13 protein-coding genes and 6 pseudogenes are annotated in these 16,878 nt (G+C 53.0%); 12 read left to right on the top strand and 7 right to left on the bottom strand.

Translation table 11 applies throughout. The features are described from left to right. Both ACMX3H_RS12560 and ACMX3H_RS12555 read left to right on the top strand, forming a co-directional pair. Positions 1–108: transposase domain-containing protein (locus ACMX3H_RS12560; protein ID WP_415209556.1), on the top strand; the 108-nt coding region annotated here is incomplete at its 5' end. Positions 109–355: 247 nt separating this feature from the next. After that, positions 356–1,496: pseudogene (locus ACMX3H_RS12555) on the top strand (MFS transporter). Between the two features lie 196 nt (positions 1,497–1,692). Here ACMX3H_RS12555 and xseA read toward each other — a convergent pair. Further along, positions 1,693–3,069, bottom strand: a complete 1,377-nt coding sequence (gene xseA, locus ACMX3H_RS12550; protein ID WP_415211076.1) for an exodeoxyribonuclease VII large subunit — start codon at positions 3,067–3,069, stop codon at positions 1,693–1,695. Between the two features lie 168 nt (positions 3,070–3,237). Here xseA and guaB point away from each other — a divergent pair, with 168 nt between their 5' ends. The 6 genes and pseudogenes from guaB (at position 3,238) to ACMX3H_RS12520 (ending at position 11,417) form a co-directional block, all read left to right on the top strand. Next, positions 3,238–4,701, top strand: a complete 1,464-nt coding sequence (guaB, locus tag ACMX3H_RS12545; protein ID WP_415211074.1) for an IMP dehydrogenase — start codon at positions 3,238–3,240, stop codon at positions 4,699–4,701. Between the two features lie 114 nt (positions 4,702–4,815). Further along, the gene (guaA, locus tag ACMX3H_RS12540) at positions 4,816–6,393 is read left to right on the top strand and encodes a glutamine-hydrolyzing GMP synthase (protein ID WP_415211073.1); all 1,578 of its coding nucleotides are present in this window, start codon (positions 4,816–4,818) and stop codon (positions 6,391–6,393) included. Positions 6,394–6,671: 278 nt separating this feature from the next. Then, positions 6,672–7,547: pseudogene (locus ACMX3H_RS12535) on the top strand (IS3 family transposase); the annotation flags it as partial. 1,000 nt (positions 7,548–8,547) lie between these two features. After that, positions 8,548–9,441 (top strand): glycosyltransferase family 2 protein, encoded by an 894-nt coding sequence (locus ACMX3H_RS12530; RefSeq protein ID WP_415211072.1) that lies wholly within the window; start codon positions 8,548–8,550, stop codon positions 9,439–9,441. A gap of 15 nt (positions 9,442–9,456) precedes the next feature. After that, positions 9,457–10,752: an O-antigen ligase family protein gene (locus tag ACMX3H_RS12525; RefSeq protein WP_415211071.1), complete on the top strand. Its 1,296-nt coding sequence runs from the start codon at positions 9,457–9,459 to the stop codon at positions 10,750–10,752. Positions 10,753–11,030: 278 nt separating this feature from the next. Next, positions 11,031–11,417: a hypothetical protein gene (locus ACMX3H_RS12520; RefSeq protein WP_415211070.1), complete on the top strand. Its 387-nt coding sequence runs from the start codon at positions 11,031–11,033 to the stop codon at positions 11,415–11,417. A gap of 581 nt (positions 11,418–11,998) precedes the next feature. On the opposite strand, the pseudogene ACMX3H_RS12515 reads toward ACMX3H_RS12520, so the two are convergent. Further along, positions 11,999–12,319 (bottom strand): annotated as a pseudogene (locus ACMX3H_RS12515) (winged helix-turn-helix transcriptional regulator); the annotation flags it as partial. A 417-nt stretch (positions 12,320–12,736) separates the two neighbouring features. Between ACMX3H_RS12515 and ACMX3H_RS12510 the strand changes: the two are divergent. Next, a pseudogene (locus ACMX3H_RS12510) lies at positions 12,737–13,533 on the top strand (SDR family oxidoreductase). A gap of 297 nt (positions 13,534–13,830) precedes the next feature. On the opposite strand, the gene ACMX3H_RS12505 reads toward ACMX3H_RS12510, so the two are convergent. Beyond that, entirely contained in the window at positions 13,831–14,403 is a 573-nt protein-coding gene (locus ACMX3H_RS12505; protein WP_415211075.1) for a TetR/AcrR family transcriptional regulator, read from the bottom strand. Between the two features lie 37 nt (positions 14,404–14,440). On the opposite strand from ACMX3H_RS12505, the pseudogene ACMX3H_RS12500 reads away from it, so the two are divergent. Beyond that, positions 14,441–14,602 (top strand): annotated as a pseudogene (locus tag ACMX3H_RS12500) (SDR family NAD(P)-dependent oxidoreductase); the annotation flags it as partial. After that, on the top strand, positions 14,602–15,012 hold the full coding sequence (locus ACMX3H_RS12495; RefSeq protein WP_415211069.1) for an SDR family NAD(P)-dependent oxidoreductase: 411 nt from the start codon (positions 14,602–14,604) through the stop codon (positions 15,010–15,012). The pseudogene ACMX3H_RS12500 and the gene ACMX3H_RS12495, both read left to right, overlap by 1 nt. Before the next feature lie 28 nt (positions 15,013–15,040). Here ACMX3H_RS12495 and ACMX3H_RS12490 read toward each other — a convergent pair whose 3' ends face one another. Genes ACMX3H_RS12490 through ACMX3H_RS12475 form a run of 4 tightly spaced genes read right to left on the bottom strand, consistent with a single transcriptional unit; the run spans position 15,041 to position 16,436 of the window. After that, positions 15,041–15,370 (bottom strand): DNA-binding protein, encoded by a 330-nt coding sequence (locus ACMX3H_RS12490; RefSeq protein ID WP_415211068.1) that lies wholly within the window; start codon positions 15,368–15,370, stop codon positions 15,041–15,043. Positions 15,371–15,407: 37 nt separating this feature from the next. Further along, positions 15,408–15,863 carry a PTS sugar transporter subunit IIA gene (locus tag ACMX3H_RS12485; RefSeq protein WP_415211067.1) on the bottom strand — a complete coding sequence of 152 codons (456 nt, stop codon included), beginning with the start codon at positions 15,861–15,863 and terminating at the stop codon, positions 15,408–15,410. Beyond that, a complete protein-coding gene (locus ACMX3H_RS12480; RefSeq protein ID WP_415211066.1) occupies positions 15,860–16,111 on the bottom strand; it encodes a hypothetical protein in 252 nt (83 codons plus the stop codon). Before ACMX3H_RS12480 ends, ACMX3H_RS12485 begins: the two co-directional genes overlap by 4 nt. 43 nt (positions 16,112–16,154) lie before the next feature. Beyond that, positions 16,155–16,436: a PTS transporter subunit IIC gene (locus tag ACMX3H_RS12475; protein ID WP_415211065.1), complete on the bottom strand. Its 282-nt coding sequence runs from the start codon at positions 16,434–16,436 to the stop codon at positions 16,155–16,157. A gap of 108 nt (positions 16,437–16,544) precedes the next feature. Here ACMX3H_RS12475 and ACMX3H_RS12470 point away from each other — a divergent pair. Further along, positions 16,545–16,878 (top strand): annotated as a pseudogene (locus ACMX3H_RS12470) (IS21 family transposase); the annotation flags it as partial.

Below are 16,878 nucleotides of genomic sequence, written 5' to 3'. Positions count from 1 at the left end.
GTGGAGCCGGAAGCGTATCTGCGCCATGTGCTGGCGATTATCGCGGATCATCCCATCAACAAAATCAAAGAGCTCCTGCCGTGGAACCTCACCATCCCTGCTGAATAACTGTCAATACGGCGCTGGGCGTACGCTTACTTTATCTCCGCCCAGCACTTTTACCGCAAGCAGGGGTTTAGCGCCGTTACCCGCGCCGACCTGCCCGCCGTATTTCCCTTAATGGCGGTCGACTCCTCTTTTTCCATTTATCGCTATCGCCGCGATAACGCTCGGCGCGCGCATTCGGCTCTGTTCACGTTGCGGCGCCGAGCGCAGAGATGTTTCCCTGTCTTACTCTTGATGAAGGATTGGTACGATGCAAAACGGTAGTATAGCGCCCGATGATAATGATTATTGGCGGCGCAATTTAGTCGTCTGTGTGTTTGGCTCCTTTACCACTATCGTCGCGATGACGTTGCTATTGCCGTTTCTGCCTCTTTACGTCGAGCAACTCGGTGTCACCGGCCTATGCGGCTATCAGCGAGTGGTCGGGAGTGGCCTATGGCGCGGCCTTTTTCACCGCTGCGCTGACCGCGACGCTCTGGGGACGATTGGGGGATCGCTACGGCCGCAAGCTGATGCTGATCCGGGCCAGCCTCGGTATGGCGGTGGCGATGACGTTGCTTGGCATGGCGCTGCGCCTGCTGGCCGGTTTGCTGGGCGGATACGCCTCCGGATCCACTATCCTGGTCGCCACTCAGACCCCCAAGGCCCGCACGGGATGGGCATTGGGCATGCTCTCCTCCGGCATTATGGCGGGTAATCTCGTCGGTCCGCTGATTGGCGGTACGCTGCTGCCGCTCATCGGCATCCGCGGCACTTTTATGATAGCGGGCGGGGCCATCTTTATCGCTTTTTTGGCCACGGTGGTGGTGCTTAAAGAAGTCCCCGGCACCGCCTCGCGCCCGGTTGTCGCAGCGACATCCCCCGCCATCAGCCCCTGGCGCAACCTGCCGGTGATGGCAATGCTGATTACCGGTACATTGCTGATGCTGGCGAATATGTCCATCGAGCCGATTATCATGCTTTATGTCGCGCAGCCGGTGAGCGACCAGCAGGTGACGTTTGTCGCCGGCCTGGTAATGGCGGCCGCGGCGCTGGGCAGTATCCTATCGTCCTCAAGGCTCGGTCGGCTGGCGGACAGGGTGGGCCATTGGCGAGTAATCATTGGTTGTTTGCTGGTGGCGGCGGTGTTGCTTATCCCGCAGGCGTTCGTTACCGCCGGTTGGCAATTGGTGGCGCAGCGCTTTTGCATGGGGCTGGCATTGGGCGGGCTGCTACCCTGTATCGCCAGCGTCATTCGTTATAGTGTACCGGCGGCGAAGGTCGGCGGCCATTTGGGCATGCGGCCGGTCTTCCTCGGTACCTACCTGCTGCTGGCCGTCGGCGCGGGTTTTAACCAGCTGTGCCGCAATGCTGCCACCCGTTCGGCGGGGGACGCTCAAGGTCGGCCGTGACGGGCGTGCCGATATTGAAAAGTGTGTCATGGTACAAAGGCGGCACGGCCGCGTGTGGGAATTTACGCTCCTGGGAAGCGCACCGCGGCCTAGGCTTTGTGGCCGGGCGTGCGGTGTTGCGGTGGTGGAGCCTGCGGTCATGCGCTGTGCAGCATGCCGTGGCGGGTGCGGGCATGCGCCACGGCTCGCCGTTGAATCAGTCCTTTGATCGTCGCTGGCGTTTCGCCGGCTGCCGGGTGATCTGGGTAACCTGGCTCTCCACCCAGCCATCGCTCAGTCGGGTCGTCAGACGATCGCCGGCGCTTAGCTGACGGGTTTGTTTCACCACCGCGCCGTGGCTATCGGTGGTGACGCTGAACCCCCGCGCCAGGGTTTTCAGCGGACTCACGCCTTCCAGTCGGGAGCAGAGCGCCCCAAAGGCATTATTTTGCCGGCTTACGCGGCGGCTTATGCTCTGGCTCAGTTGGTAACGCAGCGCCTGCAATTGCTGCTGTGCACGGTTGATGCGCGCCGTGGGCGCCTGCTGCTGCAGACGTTGCCGCAGATGTTCGTGACGGTGCAGCGCCTGGCGCAGTTGCCTCTGTAGGCCGTCGTCCAGGCGGCGGCGTAGAGCCATCAGTGCGGTTTGCTGGCGGGCGAGCCGCAATTGAGGATGCTGCTGGTGCAGGCGGTGCTGAAGACGGCCGTAGTGTTGTTGGCGCTGCGCGAGGAAATAATCCATCGCCATTTCCAGCCGCTGCCGTTGAGACTGCAGTTGACGCAAGAGTTCCACCTGGTTGCGGCTTACCAGCTCGGCCGCCGCCGACGGCGTTGGCGCGCGCAAATCGGCGACAAAATCGGCGATGGTCACATCGGTCTCATGGCCGACCGCGCTGACTACCGGCAAGCGGCTGGCGAAAATCGCCCGCGCCACCCGTTCGTCGTTGAAGCTGGCGAGATCCTCCAGCGAACCGCCCCCGCGACCCACGATCAGCACATCGCACTCTGCGCGCCGGTTGGCGGCTTCGATGGCGCGCACGATCTGCGCCGGCGCTTCCAGCCCCTGCACCGCGGTGGGGTAAACCACCACCGGCAGTGACGGATCGCGGCGTTTCAACACCTGCAAAATATCGTGCAGCGCCGCGCCGCTGGCGGAGGTAATCACCCCTACGCGGCGGGCCGTGCTGGGCAGCGGTTGCTTATACTGCTGGCTGAACAGCCCCTCGTCGCTTAATTGTTGTTTAAGCTGCTCAAACTGCTGTTGCAGTAATCCGTCGCCGGCCGGCTGCATGCTCTCGGCAATAAGCTGATAGTCGCCGCGCGGCTCATAAAGCGTGAGGGTTGCGCGCACCAATACCTGTTGACCGTTGCGCGGCGAAAACGTGGTGCGGCGGTTGGTATTGCGAAACATGGCGCAGCGCACCTGGGCGCGGTCGTCTTTGAGGGTGAAGTACCAGTGACCCGACGCAGGCTGGGAAAAATTGGATATCTCTCCCGTGAGCCAAACCTGACCCATTTCGCCTTCCAACAGCTCTCGTACCGTTTTATTGAGACGGCTGACGGTAAAAATCAGGGAAGAGGGCGGGGTAAACATGTGAGCGGGATCAAACTCCATTGCAAAGTCTTAATCGATTGATATTACTCATTGCGAAACGGTAAGCAAGGATTTTTTGAAAATAGTGCTGGAGGCAACCGATTACGTTCTGTATAATGCCACGGCAATATTTTATCTGTTTCACATCCACCTTGGTGAGATATTGCTATGTTACGTATTGCTAAAGAAGCTCTGACATTCGACGACGTTCTGCTCCTTCCCGCTCACTCCATGGTACTGCCCAACGCGGCCGATCTCGGCACCCGATTGACTCAGAAAATACGCCTGAATATACCCATGCTGTCCGCGGCAATGGATACGGTAACCGAATCCAGCCTGGCTATCGCGCTGGCGCAGGAAGGCGGTATTGGTTTTATCCACAAAAACATGTCTATCGAACGCCAGGCGGAGGAAGTGGGCCGCGTGAAACGCCATGAGAGCGGCGTCGTGACCAATCCTCAGTGTGTCACGCCCAGTACTACGCTATCCGAGGTAAAAGAACTCACCACGCGCAACGGTTTCGCCGGCTATCCGGTGGTAACGGAAGATAATGAATTGGTAGGGATCATTACCGGTCGTGACGTTCGCTTCGTCACCGATCTTAGCCAGCCGGTTTCCACCGTGATGACCCCGAAAGAACGCCTGGTGACGGTAAAAGAAGGCGAAGCCCGCGAAGTGGTGCTGGCCAAAATGCACGAAAAGCGCGTCGAAAAAGCGCTGGTGGTGGATGAGCAATTTCATCTGCTCGGTATGATAACGGTAAAAGATTTCCAAAAGGCCGAACGTAAACCCAATGCCTGTAAAGATGAACACGGCCGCTTGCGCGTCGGCGCGGCGGTAGGCGCCGGCGCCAGCAACGAAGAGCGCATCGACGCCCTGGTGAGCGCCGGCGTTGACGTCCTGATTATCGATTCCTCCCACGGCCATTCCGAAGGCGTGCTACAGCGTATCCGCGACACGCGCGCCAAATACCCCGACCTGCAAATCATCGGCGGCAACGTTGCCACCGGCGCCGGTGCGCTCGCGCTGGTCGAGGCGGGCGTCAGCGCCGTGAAAGTGGGCATCGGCCCCGGCTCCATTTGTACGACCCGCATCGTCACCGGCGTCGGTGTGCCGCAGATCACCGCTATTTTTGATGCGGTTGAAGCCTTGGAAGGTACGGGGATCCCGGTTATCGCCGACGGCGGCATCCGTTTTTCCGGCGATATCGCCAAAGCCATCGCCGCCGGCGCCGCCTGTGTCATGGTAGGGTCGCTGTTGGCGGGCACCGAAGAATCCCCCGGCGAAATCGAACTGTTCCAAGGCCGCTCTTTCAAATCCTACCGCGGCATGGGGTCGCTGGGCGCGATGTCCAAGGGGTCGTCGGACCGGTATTTCCAGACCGACAACGCCGCCGATAAACTGGTGCCGGAAGGCATCGAAGGCCGCGTGGCGTATAAAGGTCGCCTGAAGGAAATTGTCCATCAACAAATGGGCGGGCTGCGTTCCTGTATGGGGCTGACCGGTTGTGCTACTATCGACGACCTTCGTACCAAAGCGGAATTTGTCCGTATCAGCGGTGCCGGCATTCAGGAAAGCCACGTTCATGACGTCGCCATCACCAAAGAATCCCCGAACTACCGCATGGGTTAACGAATTTCCCCGGCGCGGGCCATGCCAGCTCGGCGGCCCGACGCCATTCTGCTCGGTACTTTCCCGGCCGGGCAATGATACTTTTTTGCTATACGCTCTCGGAATACGCCATCAATGACAGAAAATATCCATAAACACCGCATTCTGATTCTGGACTTCGGATCGCAATATACCCAGCTGGTGGCCCGCCGGGTACGTGAGCTTGGCGTCTATTGCGAACTTTGGGCATGGGATGTAACCGAAGCGCAAATACGCGAATTCCATCCCCGCGGTATTATCCTTTCCGGCGGTCCGGAAAGCACCACAGAGCAGGACAGCCCGCGCGCGCCGGACTATGTGTTTCAGGCGGGCGTGCCGGTGCTGGGTGTCTGCTACGGCATGCAAACCATGGCGATGCAGCTCGGCGGTAAAGTCCAGGGCTCTTCCCAGCGCGAATTTGGCTATGCCCAGGTAGAAGTGTTGACCACCAGTTTTCTGGTGCGCGACATTCAGGACGACATCGGCATCGGCGGCACGCCGCTGCTGGATGTCTGGATGAGCCATGGCGACAAAGTCACCGCCATTCCGGTGGATTTTGTCACCGTCGCCAGCACCGAAACTTGCCCGTTCGCCATCATGGCTAACGAAGAAAAACGGTTTTACGGTGTTCAATTCCACCCCGAAGTTACCCATACCCGCCAGGGGCAGCGCATGCTGGAACGCTTCGTGCTCGATATTTGCCGGTGCGACCCGCTGTGGACGCCGGCCAAAATTATTGAAGATGCGGTGGCGCGCATTCGCGAGCAGGTCGGCGACGATCGGGTGATCCTCGGCTTATCCGGCGGCGTGGATTCATCGGTGACCGCGATGCTGCTGCATCGGGCCATCGGCGAGCGATTGACCTGCGTGTTCGTCGATAACGGCCTGCTGCGCCTCAACGAAGCCAGTCAGGTGATGGATATGGTCGGCGATCATTATGGCCTGAACATTATCCATGTGTCGGCGGAAGACCGCTTCCTCTCCGCGCTGGCCGGCATCGACGATCCGGAAACCAAACGGAAAACCATCGGCCGGGTGTTTGTTGAGGTGTTTGACGAACAGGCGCTGAGTCTCACCGAAGTAAAATGGCTGGTGCAGGGTACCATTTACCCCGATGTTATCGAATCCGCCGCCTCCGCCACCGGCAAGGCGCACGTCATCAAGTCGCACCATAATGTCGGCGGCCTGCCGAAAGAGATGAAAATGGGCTTGGTGGAACCGCTGAAAGAATTGTTCAAGGACGAAGTGCGTAAGATAGGCCTGGAGCTGGGCCTGCCGTACGACATGCTTTATCGCCATCCGTTCCCTGGCCCGGGTCTGGGCGTGCGGGTGCTGGGTGAGGTGAAAAAGGAGTATTGCGATCTGCTGCGCCGCGCCGATGCGATCTTTATCGAAGAGCTGCACAAGGCGGATCTGTATAACAAAGTCAGCCAGGCCTTCACGGTCTTTTTGCCCGTGCGCTCCGTCGGCGTGATGGGCGACGGCCGCAAGTACGACTGGGTGGTGTCGCTGCGCGTGGTGGAAACCATCGACTTTATGACCGCCCATTGGGTGCATCTGCCGTACGAATTCCTGGGGCGCGTTTCCAACCGCATCATCAATGAGATCGACGGCATTTCCCGCGTGGTGTATGACATCTCCGGCAAACCGCCGGCGACGATAGAGTGGGAATGATTTAACGTCTGACAATTGCCCGCACGTAAATGCACTAAATCCCCTCTAAGCCCGCGTAACCGCGGGCTTTTTTGTTATTGTGTCTGGCATTTTCTGGCAGCTGTTAGCAACGGGAAGCACGATTTTTTCAATGGAATTTTTGATGTTACTCTCTGTTTTCGAGGTTAGATTTGAAAAAATACCCTGTGATAAAAGTGTAGGTATCCCGCTTGCTTAAACGAACCATTCACATTTAGAACTCCTCCGGCATACTGATTATATCCCCAGAGAAGAGCATCCTGCGCAAAGCCCGATTCACCGAACACCAGATCATCGCCGTTCTGAAGTCAGTCGAAGCCGGACGCACGCTAAAGATGTCTGCCGCGAAGCCGGTATCTCTGAAGCCAGCTCATACACTGGAAAGCGAAATTTGGCGGTATGGCAGCCTCTGATATCAAAAAGATGAAAGACTTGAGGATGAAATTCGTCGCCTGAAACAGATGCTTGCCGATCTCAGTCTGGAAAACCCGGCGTTAGAAGATGTCATCGAAAAGAGTTTTAAAACCAGCGATAAAGTGTGAGCTCGTCAGCTACCTGAAAGCGCAATTTGCGATGAGCGTACGTCATGCATGTAGGACGTTATCGCTGAGCCGGACGGTTTATCTTTATCAACTTGATGTCCGGCGCGATGAGCAGGTGGTTCAGGCCCTGACCGAAACGGCTGAACGTTATCCGCGATACGGTTTTAAGAAGCTGTTCCGGGGACTGCGCAGGCAGAGGCAAGCATGGAATCATAAAAGAGTGCGCCGAATTTACTGCCTGCTGAAGCTGAACGTCCATTGTAAGGGAAAACAGCGATTTCCTGTGCGTAATCCGGCACCACTGGCGACGCCGGAAGCGCTTAATCAGAGCGGGTCCGGTGATTTTATGCACGATGCGCTGATGTGTGGCAGACGCTTGCGGACATTCGACGTGGTGGATAATTTTAACCGTGAAGCCCTGGCGATAGAAATCGATCTGAATATTTCGGCACAACGGGTGGCCCGGGTGCTGGACAGGGTAGTAACAAACCGCGAAATCCTCTGAAACAGCGGATGGATAACGGTCCGAAACTGATATCGCTCACGCTAGCGCAATGGACGGAAGAGCATGGCGTGATACTGGAATTTATCAGGGTTCCGGTTGCTGCATCAACGCGGCCTGTGCCGCCAGCGTGCGCTCTGAGGACATTTTCGTTAGCAGCGGAGCTGATTTTATCAATAGGCTTTAGTGCCGCAACCGTAGGGCGGGAGCCGTGAGCGCAGCTTTTCATCGATATCTCTTCCTGTTCGCGCAGTATCACACCGCGCTGAATGTTGATTTCACAGTAGCGCCATGACACCACTGCGCCGCAGGTAGCCCTCTACTCTGCTGTCCATGCCCGGACTTCCGCCACGCACGCAATGAACGTCATTTCTGCTTCTAACGCGACAATGTCATCACGTGCCGTGGTGTGCTCGTCACACATCGCCTTGTAGCGATGCAAAAAATTCTGGCCTAATTTGCGGACAATTTTGGACTCATTTAAACCCAAGAAAAAGCTATTTTCGACAGTCCAGAGTGGTTTGCAAAAAAAAATTATCAAGCAAAATTGCGGATGATTAACTCGCGTTCGCGCAGATGATTACTACACAGTCAGTATTTCAGGTCAACAATGTCGAAAGAAGCAGGTTATCCATGCTTGTGTATTGCTCCAGAGTGAATGCCTTCCATAGTTCTGAATCCGCCAATAGATATAGGGGAATGCAAAATTACTGTTGTCCAGTTTAATATCGTAATAAATTAATTTCCATGAAAATAGATTCTTTTTGGCTACGTTTTCTATAATCCGCATTGTTATGATACTATCGAATCCTTATTAAGATTTTTCTAATATTGCAATTAACTTTAAGATGCGGACGGAGAAAGCGCAATGACCTCTCTGACCGGGTCTTCCGCAGGAGAGACGACTACATCTTGAAGTATTATGAATATAAATCATTTTTATTTATATAATGTAATTTATAAAAAATAAGTAATAGATTTAAAGTTTTATATACTTTGATTTATGATTTACTTTTTAAATTATGTAAGTAAATAGCTACATGCCATTGAAATTACACAAAGAAAAAAATAAATTAACATTGGGATAACGTAATGACTATTTCCTTGTCTATTGTTGTTGCAGTTCATAACCTTGAAAAGTACATATCTAAATGTTTGGATAGCGCGTTAGCAGCAATGAAACATGAATATGATTATGAAATAATATTAGTTGATGATTCATCTTGCGATGATTCTCCTAAAATCATGAAAGAGTACGCCATAAAATATTCACAGATCTACTATTTCCGCGTTGAGTATAAGAACATAGGAAGAGTAAGGCAATATGCATTAAATCATTGTCAAGGGAAGTATTTTACCATCCTTGACGGTGATGATACTGTTTATGGGGATTTTTTAAAACAAATACTTTCTTTTTTAAGAATGAAAGATTTCGACTTACTTGCTACACCAATAGAGGGAAAATGTATCAAAAATTACAGCATTCCAAAATATATACGAAAGAGGGATTTTATAAAAATATACTTGAGAGGAAAGAAAATTCAGGGGCATTTTGCAGGTAAATTTTATCAAACGGCATTACTAAAAAAAATCGGAATAGAGGAAAAAAAATATTACGAAGATGAATACACCTTGCTTAAAATACTGCCTTTCATCAAAGATGTTTTCTTTTCCGAAAGCTGCTTTTATAATTATGTAAAAAGAAAAGATAGCTTAACGCATAGTTTAAGCTTTAAGCAAATTTCTGAACGAATGAATTTAGAAAAAATAAAGATTCAGATGCTAAAGAGACAAGGAGCAATTGCCTATTGCAGCGCAATAAATGAACTAAGAAAATTACCTCCTGAGTATTTGCATGAAGACTCTATCAAACTCCTCATCGACACGTGCAAAAAAATATCAATGGCGAGGTTCATTTTATCACCATGTGTTAGAGTTAGTGATAAGAAAAAATATTTGAAATTGAAGGCAAGTAAGATATTGTAATCGGAGTGTTTTGCCATGGGTGAAGGAAATAAAGAGTCAATGAAAAGATATATCGCAACCTTTTTTTTCTGTTCTTTTTTTATTATTTTGCCGTTAGCTTTTATCGACGAAAAAACAAGTAGGATTTCTTTCTATTTATGTGGTTATTTGAGTTTGCTAGGTATAGCGATTAACTTCAGAGAATGTCTATCTTCACTTTTAACCTGTAAGATTATACTCCCTCTTTTACTAATATCACTTTTATACACCATCTGGTCATTATTGTGTGAATTGATATCTTATAATGCTCAAGGAACGCTATTCACACCTGGTAAGCGTTGGTTTGTGGCTGCGGTAATTAGCTGGTATGCTGTATGGTTATATAATCACGATAGTGCTCAACGTGCGCTTATACGCCGGTGTTGTATATTTTCACTATCGGGCACATTTATCATCGCAAGTATTTATGGTATATGGCAATATATTGAGACATCAGATCGCATAGTTTTTGCTATGAATCGAGCCACAGGCACCGCATATCAATACAGCGCATTATCGCTGGTACTCATAGCTGTCACAATATGTGATAGATTAAGTCTTAAAAAACAATATTTTATTTTTTCATCTGGACTGCTGTCGATATATGTGGTTTTCCTTACCGAAACGAGATCTGCAATGGTCATCCATACATTGGCCGTGATCATGCTAATCTTACCTGTGGTATTCAAAGATAGAAAATTAAAATCAATTCCCTTGCTATTAATCATATTGACCTTGGTATCAATAATCTACACTAATTGGAATCTAATTTCAGCACGTTATAATAGAACATCGCAAGAAGTCTCGCTTTATCAACATGGTAATGACAAAACTTCACTAGGTGCCAGATTTACGATGTGGCGTGTTGGCGTCATGGCATTCATCAATGCACCGTTAGGTGAAACACAGTCCTCTAGAAACGAAAAAATAGTGAGTTTCCTGCATTCTGAAAGAAATCAAAATTCCGATGCACTTCGATACCTAGATGTTCACTTGCATAATGAAATTATTCAAGCCGGCTCTTTGTTCGGTATATTTGGCATTTATATTTTAGGTTTTTTTTATTACACGCTGATTTTTAACAATGGTCTCTGCAAGATATTCCTTTATAATCCAATTTCACTATTATCATTGTCTGCTTTGCTCTATGGTTTAACTGATGTTATTTTAACTTCAATAGAATATGTGGTGGTATTCTCTTTACTTTTGATAACCTCTAGGTTAGCGTGCAATGAACCAAGCATATGCCATAAAAAATTAAAATGCGCCTGTATAGATACCATTTGTGGTTAAAAAAACTCCGTGATGTGAAAAATTGCGGAGTTAGAACATTATTTATTGAATTCAGTAATGTCAATAATAATTGGTGTCTCGCAATATTTGATAATATAACAATCAATTGATTAACCAGAATTTTTTCATTAGGTAATTAAGCAAAACTGCTTTTGAGACCCAGTAGGCGGCGTTGCCACTCATAGGGAGGGGCGGGCAGGTCGCAAACCTGTCTTCCCCTGTTGTGATGAAGATGGTATGGTTTTTGACCACCCACCTGCCGAAATAGACAAAGGATCTTGCATGCGACTAGCCAATCGAACTTTATCTATTTGTATATGCTCTACTTTTATCATCATCCTTTTTTTATCCAGGCACATGAAAGCAATAAGGATGGCGGTATTAACGTTGAAAAACTGCTTGAGATGGAAAAGTCTTGGGATGGCGTTTCATACCAGGCATACCCTAAAGGCACGCCTCAACTTTCCATTCTCAAAATTACCGTGGCGCCCAATACCAGTCTCCCCTGGCATGAACATCCGATCCCCAATGCAGCCTATGTGCTAAAAGGGGCTTTGACCGTTGAAAAAAAACGAATGGCGAAAAACACACGCTTAGGGCTGGAGAAGTGGTGTCTGAGATGGTCGACAGCGCTCATCGCGGTTACACCGGCAAAGAAGGCGTGACCCTCGTGGTATTCTATGCGGGGCAAAAGGGGCTCCCTTTATCGAAACCGGCCGGATAATTGCGCCGCAATAGGGGTGTTTTCCCTTCGGGCATGTTTCGTTAGCGCTATTTTCCATTACAGCGAGTAATTGAAACGGTACGGCTTCACAGCATGCGGCAGCATATTAAGTGCCGCGTTGCCGCTGGCTTGACAGGTTTACCGTTTCACCAGCGCCGGGTCTTAAACCTTAACCGCCGTAGCCTCTGGGCAAAATGTGGGGACTATCGATAAGACTCGGTATTTCACCGCCGTTAAATGGCTTACTTGACGTCCAACGGCGTGGGCCTGTAGCGGAGCGTCCCTCTTTTTGCCCTTGCTATCCCGCAGCAAGGACGACCGTTGTGCTCATCATTTTAAGGACACTACAACGCGCCTGGCGGTGATTTCGCCGCAGCGGCAAGGGGGCTGCGGCGTAGCCGACGGTTTTCTCGCCTCGCTGTTACCCTGTGGTTTCGCTCTCAGGCTGTTGGCGTTTTGGCCCGATTCGTAGGCGGACTGCAGTTGAAATTTACCTAGCGGGCGCCGCCGGTTGGAAATATCATCCTTCTGCTCTGCCCATTTAAGCATGGCGTCTAACGCCGGGCATAATGCCTGGCCCCAGGGTGTCAGTCGGTACTCGACCTTGGGGGGAACTTGCGGATAAATCTTGCGCGCCACGATGCCATCCGCCTCCAATTGCCGCAATTGCTGAGCAAGCATTTTCTGTGAAATGCCGGGGATAAGTTTTTCCAGGTCGGAATAACGCTGCACTTTCCCGTCAAACAGGTGGAACAGTATGATGAGTTTCCACCTCTCCTCCAACAGTTTAATCACGTGTTCCACGCCATTGGCCGCGGTTGCCGGTGTATAGACCTTTCTCATAGGTAGGTTACTTACTTTTAGGTGCGTTCTTGTATAATGGGTTAGCTTATGAAGAAAATGATCGTACGGCAATCAATAATTAGAGACGACCATGACTCTTTCATTATCTGAAGCGCTTATGACCTACTTTGCGGTGAGCAACGGTGCGGAAATGGCCCGTTTAGCCCCCTATTGTGCTGCTACAACTGTCGTTTCAGATGAGGGACAGGCCTGTCCAGGGCGCGACGCTATTCTATCTTGGCCGCAATCGGCGCAGCAGACCCACCCCTACAGCGTTGATCCTCGGCATGTTGCGCTGCTGGGGAAAGAGGGCACGGTGGTCGCTGAAGTCGTTGGTTTTTGTTCCGGCAGCCCAGTGTCCCTTCCACCCATGTTTACGCGGGTGGGCAATAAAGTTTTCTACCGGGGGAGCCGCCGATGAATTGGGATCTGCAACTACAAGGTCAGCGCGTCCTGGTCACCTCAGGGACCAAAGGCGTGAGTAAGGCAGTGGTTCAACTAATGCAACAACTTGGTGCCAGGGTGCTCACTAGCGCGCGCCATCAGCCGGAAGACAGGCGAGCGGAATTTTTTGTTGCCGCCGATTTGACCACTCCCGAAGGCTGTGACACCGTAACCAGGGCTGTCGGTAGCCACCTTGGGGGAGTGGATGTCATTGTGCATGTACTGGGCGGTTCGTCAGCGCCTGCAGGGGGATTCGCAGCGCTGGGTGGGGAGGAGTGGCAGCGGGAATTGAACCTCAACTCCTGCCCGCCGTACGACTGGATCGCGCGCTGCTGCCCGCGATGTTGGCGCAAAAGAAGGGGGTTATCATTCACGTTACATCGATTCAGCGTGCGCTGCCTTTACCCGAATCGACCACGGGCTATGCTGCCGCCAAAGCCACGCTATCGACCTACAGCAAGAGTTTGTCAAAAGAAGTGACGCCACAAGGTATTCGGGTTGTACGTGTGGCACCGGGGTGGATAGAAACCGAGGCCGCCGTGGCCCTCGCCGAACGGCTTGCGCAGCAGGCGGGGACCGACTACGAAGGGGGAAAACGCATCATCATGAACGCCCTCGGCGGCATTCCGCTCGGACGGCCATCGAAGCTTACCGAGGTTGCCCATCTTACTTGCGTTCCTGGCTTCACCGCTGGCGGCGGCTATTTCCGGTACGGAATACGTGATAGACGGGGGCACGGTTCCCACGGCCTAACGGGCGTGAAAGTGTGACGAGTGCGAGGCGAAGGGCGGTTTTAGCGGAATTCCGGCGGTGGGCGTGCTCGGGCAGAGTGGCTGCCCGCTGGGCGTGCCGTGCCATTGGGGACAGGCGTGAAGGGCAAGCCCCCTGGCGGGACGCGTTGGCTGAAGGTGTAAACAGCGCGACGCTATCCCACTTTCAAGAGCGAAGTTGACGCCGGCAGTAGATCCGATAACGTGGGTAGGTGCCGGCGTAGGAATTAATAGCCCCGGCACATGCGGTTATGATCCCTCTAACGCCTACTATGATGGTGAGGGCATACACTCGTTTCAGCGTTGTTCGCCATGCTCCGTCTTTGAGGATGGCCAGGTGCTGAGCACGTGATTAACCAGCCCCTCCAACGCGTTCTTCGACGCGCTGGCCTTTGCCTGTACCGCCATTCCCTGCGAAACGGCCATAACATAAGATGCCGAATGCGCGGGGTTCACCCACGTCGGCAAATCACCCTCCGCCTTCGCCCGCTCAAGACGCTGGGCAAGTAACGCTTGCGCGGACTCGCGCCGGTGTACCAGTTCGTGACGAATGGGTTCGGCGTCATCCGAGCAGGCGAGGGCACCGTTAATGCCCAGGCAACCCGGATGTGCGGCGTCAAGGGTATGAAGCGCCAGGGCGCCGCGCAGCATATGCTCCACCACCTTCAATGACGTGGGCGCGTCCAACGCTTCCGTCATGAAGCACATATATTTTGTTTGATAAAGGTCAAGGGCCTTGCCAAACAGCGACGCCTTATTGCCAAACGCAGCGTAAAGGTCGGGACGGGCGACGCCCGTGGCCTTGGTCAAATCGTCAAACGAGGCACCTTCATGACTTTTCTGCCAGAAAACGGCTAGCGCCGCGCCCAGCGCCTCGCCTTCAAGTTATGTTGCGTCTACGGATAAGGCGGCGGCCGTGGTGGCTAAGCTGCAAAAAAGCGGCGTTCGGGCCGCAGCGTTTCAGGCGGACCAAGGGGATCCGGCAGCGCCGGTGCGACTGATCCAACAGGTTGTGGATCGATTCGGTCAACTCGACATACTGGTCAACAGCGCCGCGATGGATAGGTAATGGGCGATCAATACCCATGGCGTTATCGCCACCATCCGCGCCGCCGTCAAAGTGTTATCCGAAGGGGGCGGATTATTTCGGTCGGATCCGGCCTGGGCGCGCGCGTCGCCTTTCCGGGGACCACGGACTATGCGGCGAGTAAGGCCGCCATCGTTGCTTATAGCTGGGGCGCCGCGCGTGATCTTGGTGCGCGCAATATTACCGTCAATATGGTGCAGGCGGGGGTCATGGATACCGATATGGCGGCCAATTCACAGGGCAAGCTGCCGCCTGGGTTGCTGGAAACGTTTGCGATACCGCGCTATGCAACCCTTGAAGAGGTGATGGCGACGATTGTGTTCCTGGCGGGGCCGGGTGCGGGCTTCATTACCGGCTCGGTGATTGAGGTGAACGGCGGGTTCACCGCCTAACCGAGGGGGGCTTGCCGGCGAACGGTGCCTATTTCGCCGGCGTTTTTGACGTGAAACGTGCCTCGGTCATTTCCGTGCGTACCGGCGGATCCATGGCCTCAACGGCTTTTTGCAGTTCGGATAAGGCGAATTTCAGGCGCTCGACCTCCTGCAGTAGCGCCTGCACTTCCAGTGCGGCCCGGTTGGCTTTGGGGAAGGCTTCCAGCACATCGTCCTGATGGAACATCCGCACCTGACGATTGTTCTGGAACACCAGTTGATACTTCAACCGCCCGCTGTTGATGGTGTTGTAAACGGTTTTGCGGCTCACCATGGCGATGTCGATCACCTGGCTAACCCTCAACATGGCTTTATTCACCGCCGTCTTCCCCTTTGCGCTTTTACCGTCTCCCATTCTAATGAGTTGTGATGGCCTGCGAGAATGTTTTCGCGATCTCCGCCGGCGAGTATTCGCTGATTTTGTTCACTGCATCAACATCCGCCAGCAGGGCGAACAGCGATTGGATAATCACGACTTTCTCGCAGGTCGGATCGATGGCCATCAGCACCACGATCGCTGGTTTGACCTGTTGTTCGGGATCGTCGGTGCGCTGAAACGCCACGCTGGCGCGATTGATGGCGACCGCGAAACCGGTTTTATTGACATGCTCATATTCGGTATGCGGAATGGCGATGGCATGGGTTTCCATATCTATGCCGGTAGGGTACTCCCGCTCGCGCGCCAGTACGCCGCCGAGAAAGCTGTCTTTGACCAGGCCATCGGCGAGCAGGCTATCCGCCAGCCGGGTCAGTAATTGCTCCCGGCTGACTGGCTGGTCGACCACGATGACGTGGCGTTCGCTAAACATCATGATGCGTTCTCCACATTGGTTTCAGCCTGCTGCGCTTGCGCCAGCTCACGGGCTTCTTGCAAAATCTTGCGCCGATTCCATAGCGCCGGCAGCAGGGTTATCACGGTGAGGACCACAACGCCCACCACTTTAAATTTAAATCCTTGAATCATCGCCCAGGGCAGCATGGCGCCGGCATAGTCAACGCTACTGATGCTGGAGGCGCCGTTGGGCAGCGAGAAGCCGGTGCTGACGGCGGTGCTGGTCACCAGCGGCGCCAGGTTGGTACCATTAATAACGCCAGACTCAAGGTCAACAGGCCGGTAAGCAGGGTGCGGAACATATCGCCCCGGCAAACGGCAGAAATTCATTGCCGGGAATAATCGCCGCCAGCACCAGCATAATCGGTATCATCACCATCGATACCGACAGCGTGACCGGATGGCCAACACTGACCGCAGAGTCCAGACCAATGGAGATCTGCCCGAAAGAGCCGGCGCGCGCCTGGGCGATTTCCTGGATGCATTCGCTGATGGGATAGACCCCCTCCATCAGCATTTTCGCCATCCGCGGGATGATGCTGGTTCCGGTCACGTCCGATCACTGATTCCGATTTCACCCGATCACTGATTCCGATTCTGTCCGATCGCTCATCTTCTGTTCCGCCATACTCTGGAGACTTTTAGCTTCCGGGGGTATGGCATGGCACGTAAAAAGAAGAACGCGATAACAGAAATATGTATCTATATCAATGTGTTATGTATGAAATTTGAGCAGCGTCGCTCGAATCGCACCATCGCTCGGCATCGGCTGTACCACAGTGCACGATATCCTCGGCCGATTCACGGTAGCTAACCTGGTCTGGCCATTGCCGGCGGAACTGTCCCCCGTCGACTTCGACCGCCTGCTCTATCCCGGCAAATCCGGCAAGGCTATCAAGACCTTACCCAGCTGGCTTGATATCGATACCGAGTTAAGCCGCAAGGGCGTGACCAAACAGCTGCTCTGGATGGAATATCAGGCCGCCGTGGGCGGT

This window comes from Sodalis sp. (in: enterobacteria) (assembly GCF_047607725.1).
Taxonomy (GTDB): Bacteria; Pseudomonadota; Gammaproteobacteria; order Enterobacterales; family Enterobacteriaceae; genus JBLKSS01.
The sequence above is the reverse complement of the archived record's forward strand: the minus strand, read 5'-3'. Positions and strand labels throughout refer to the sequence as shown.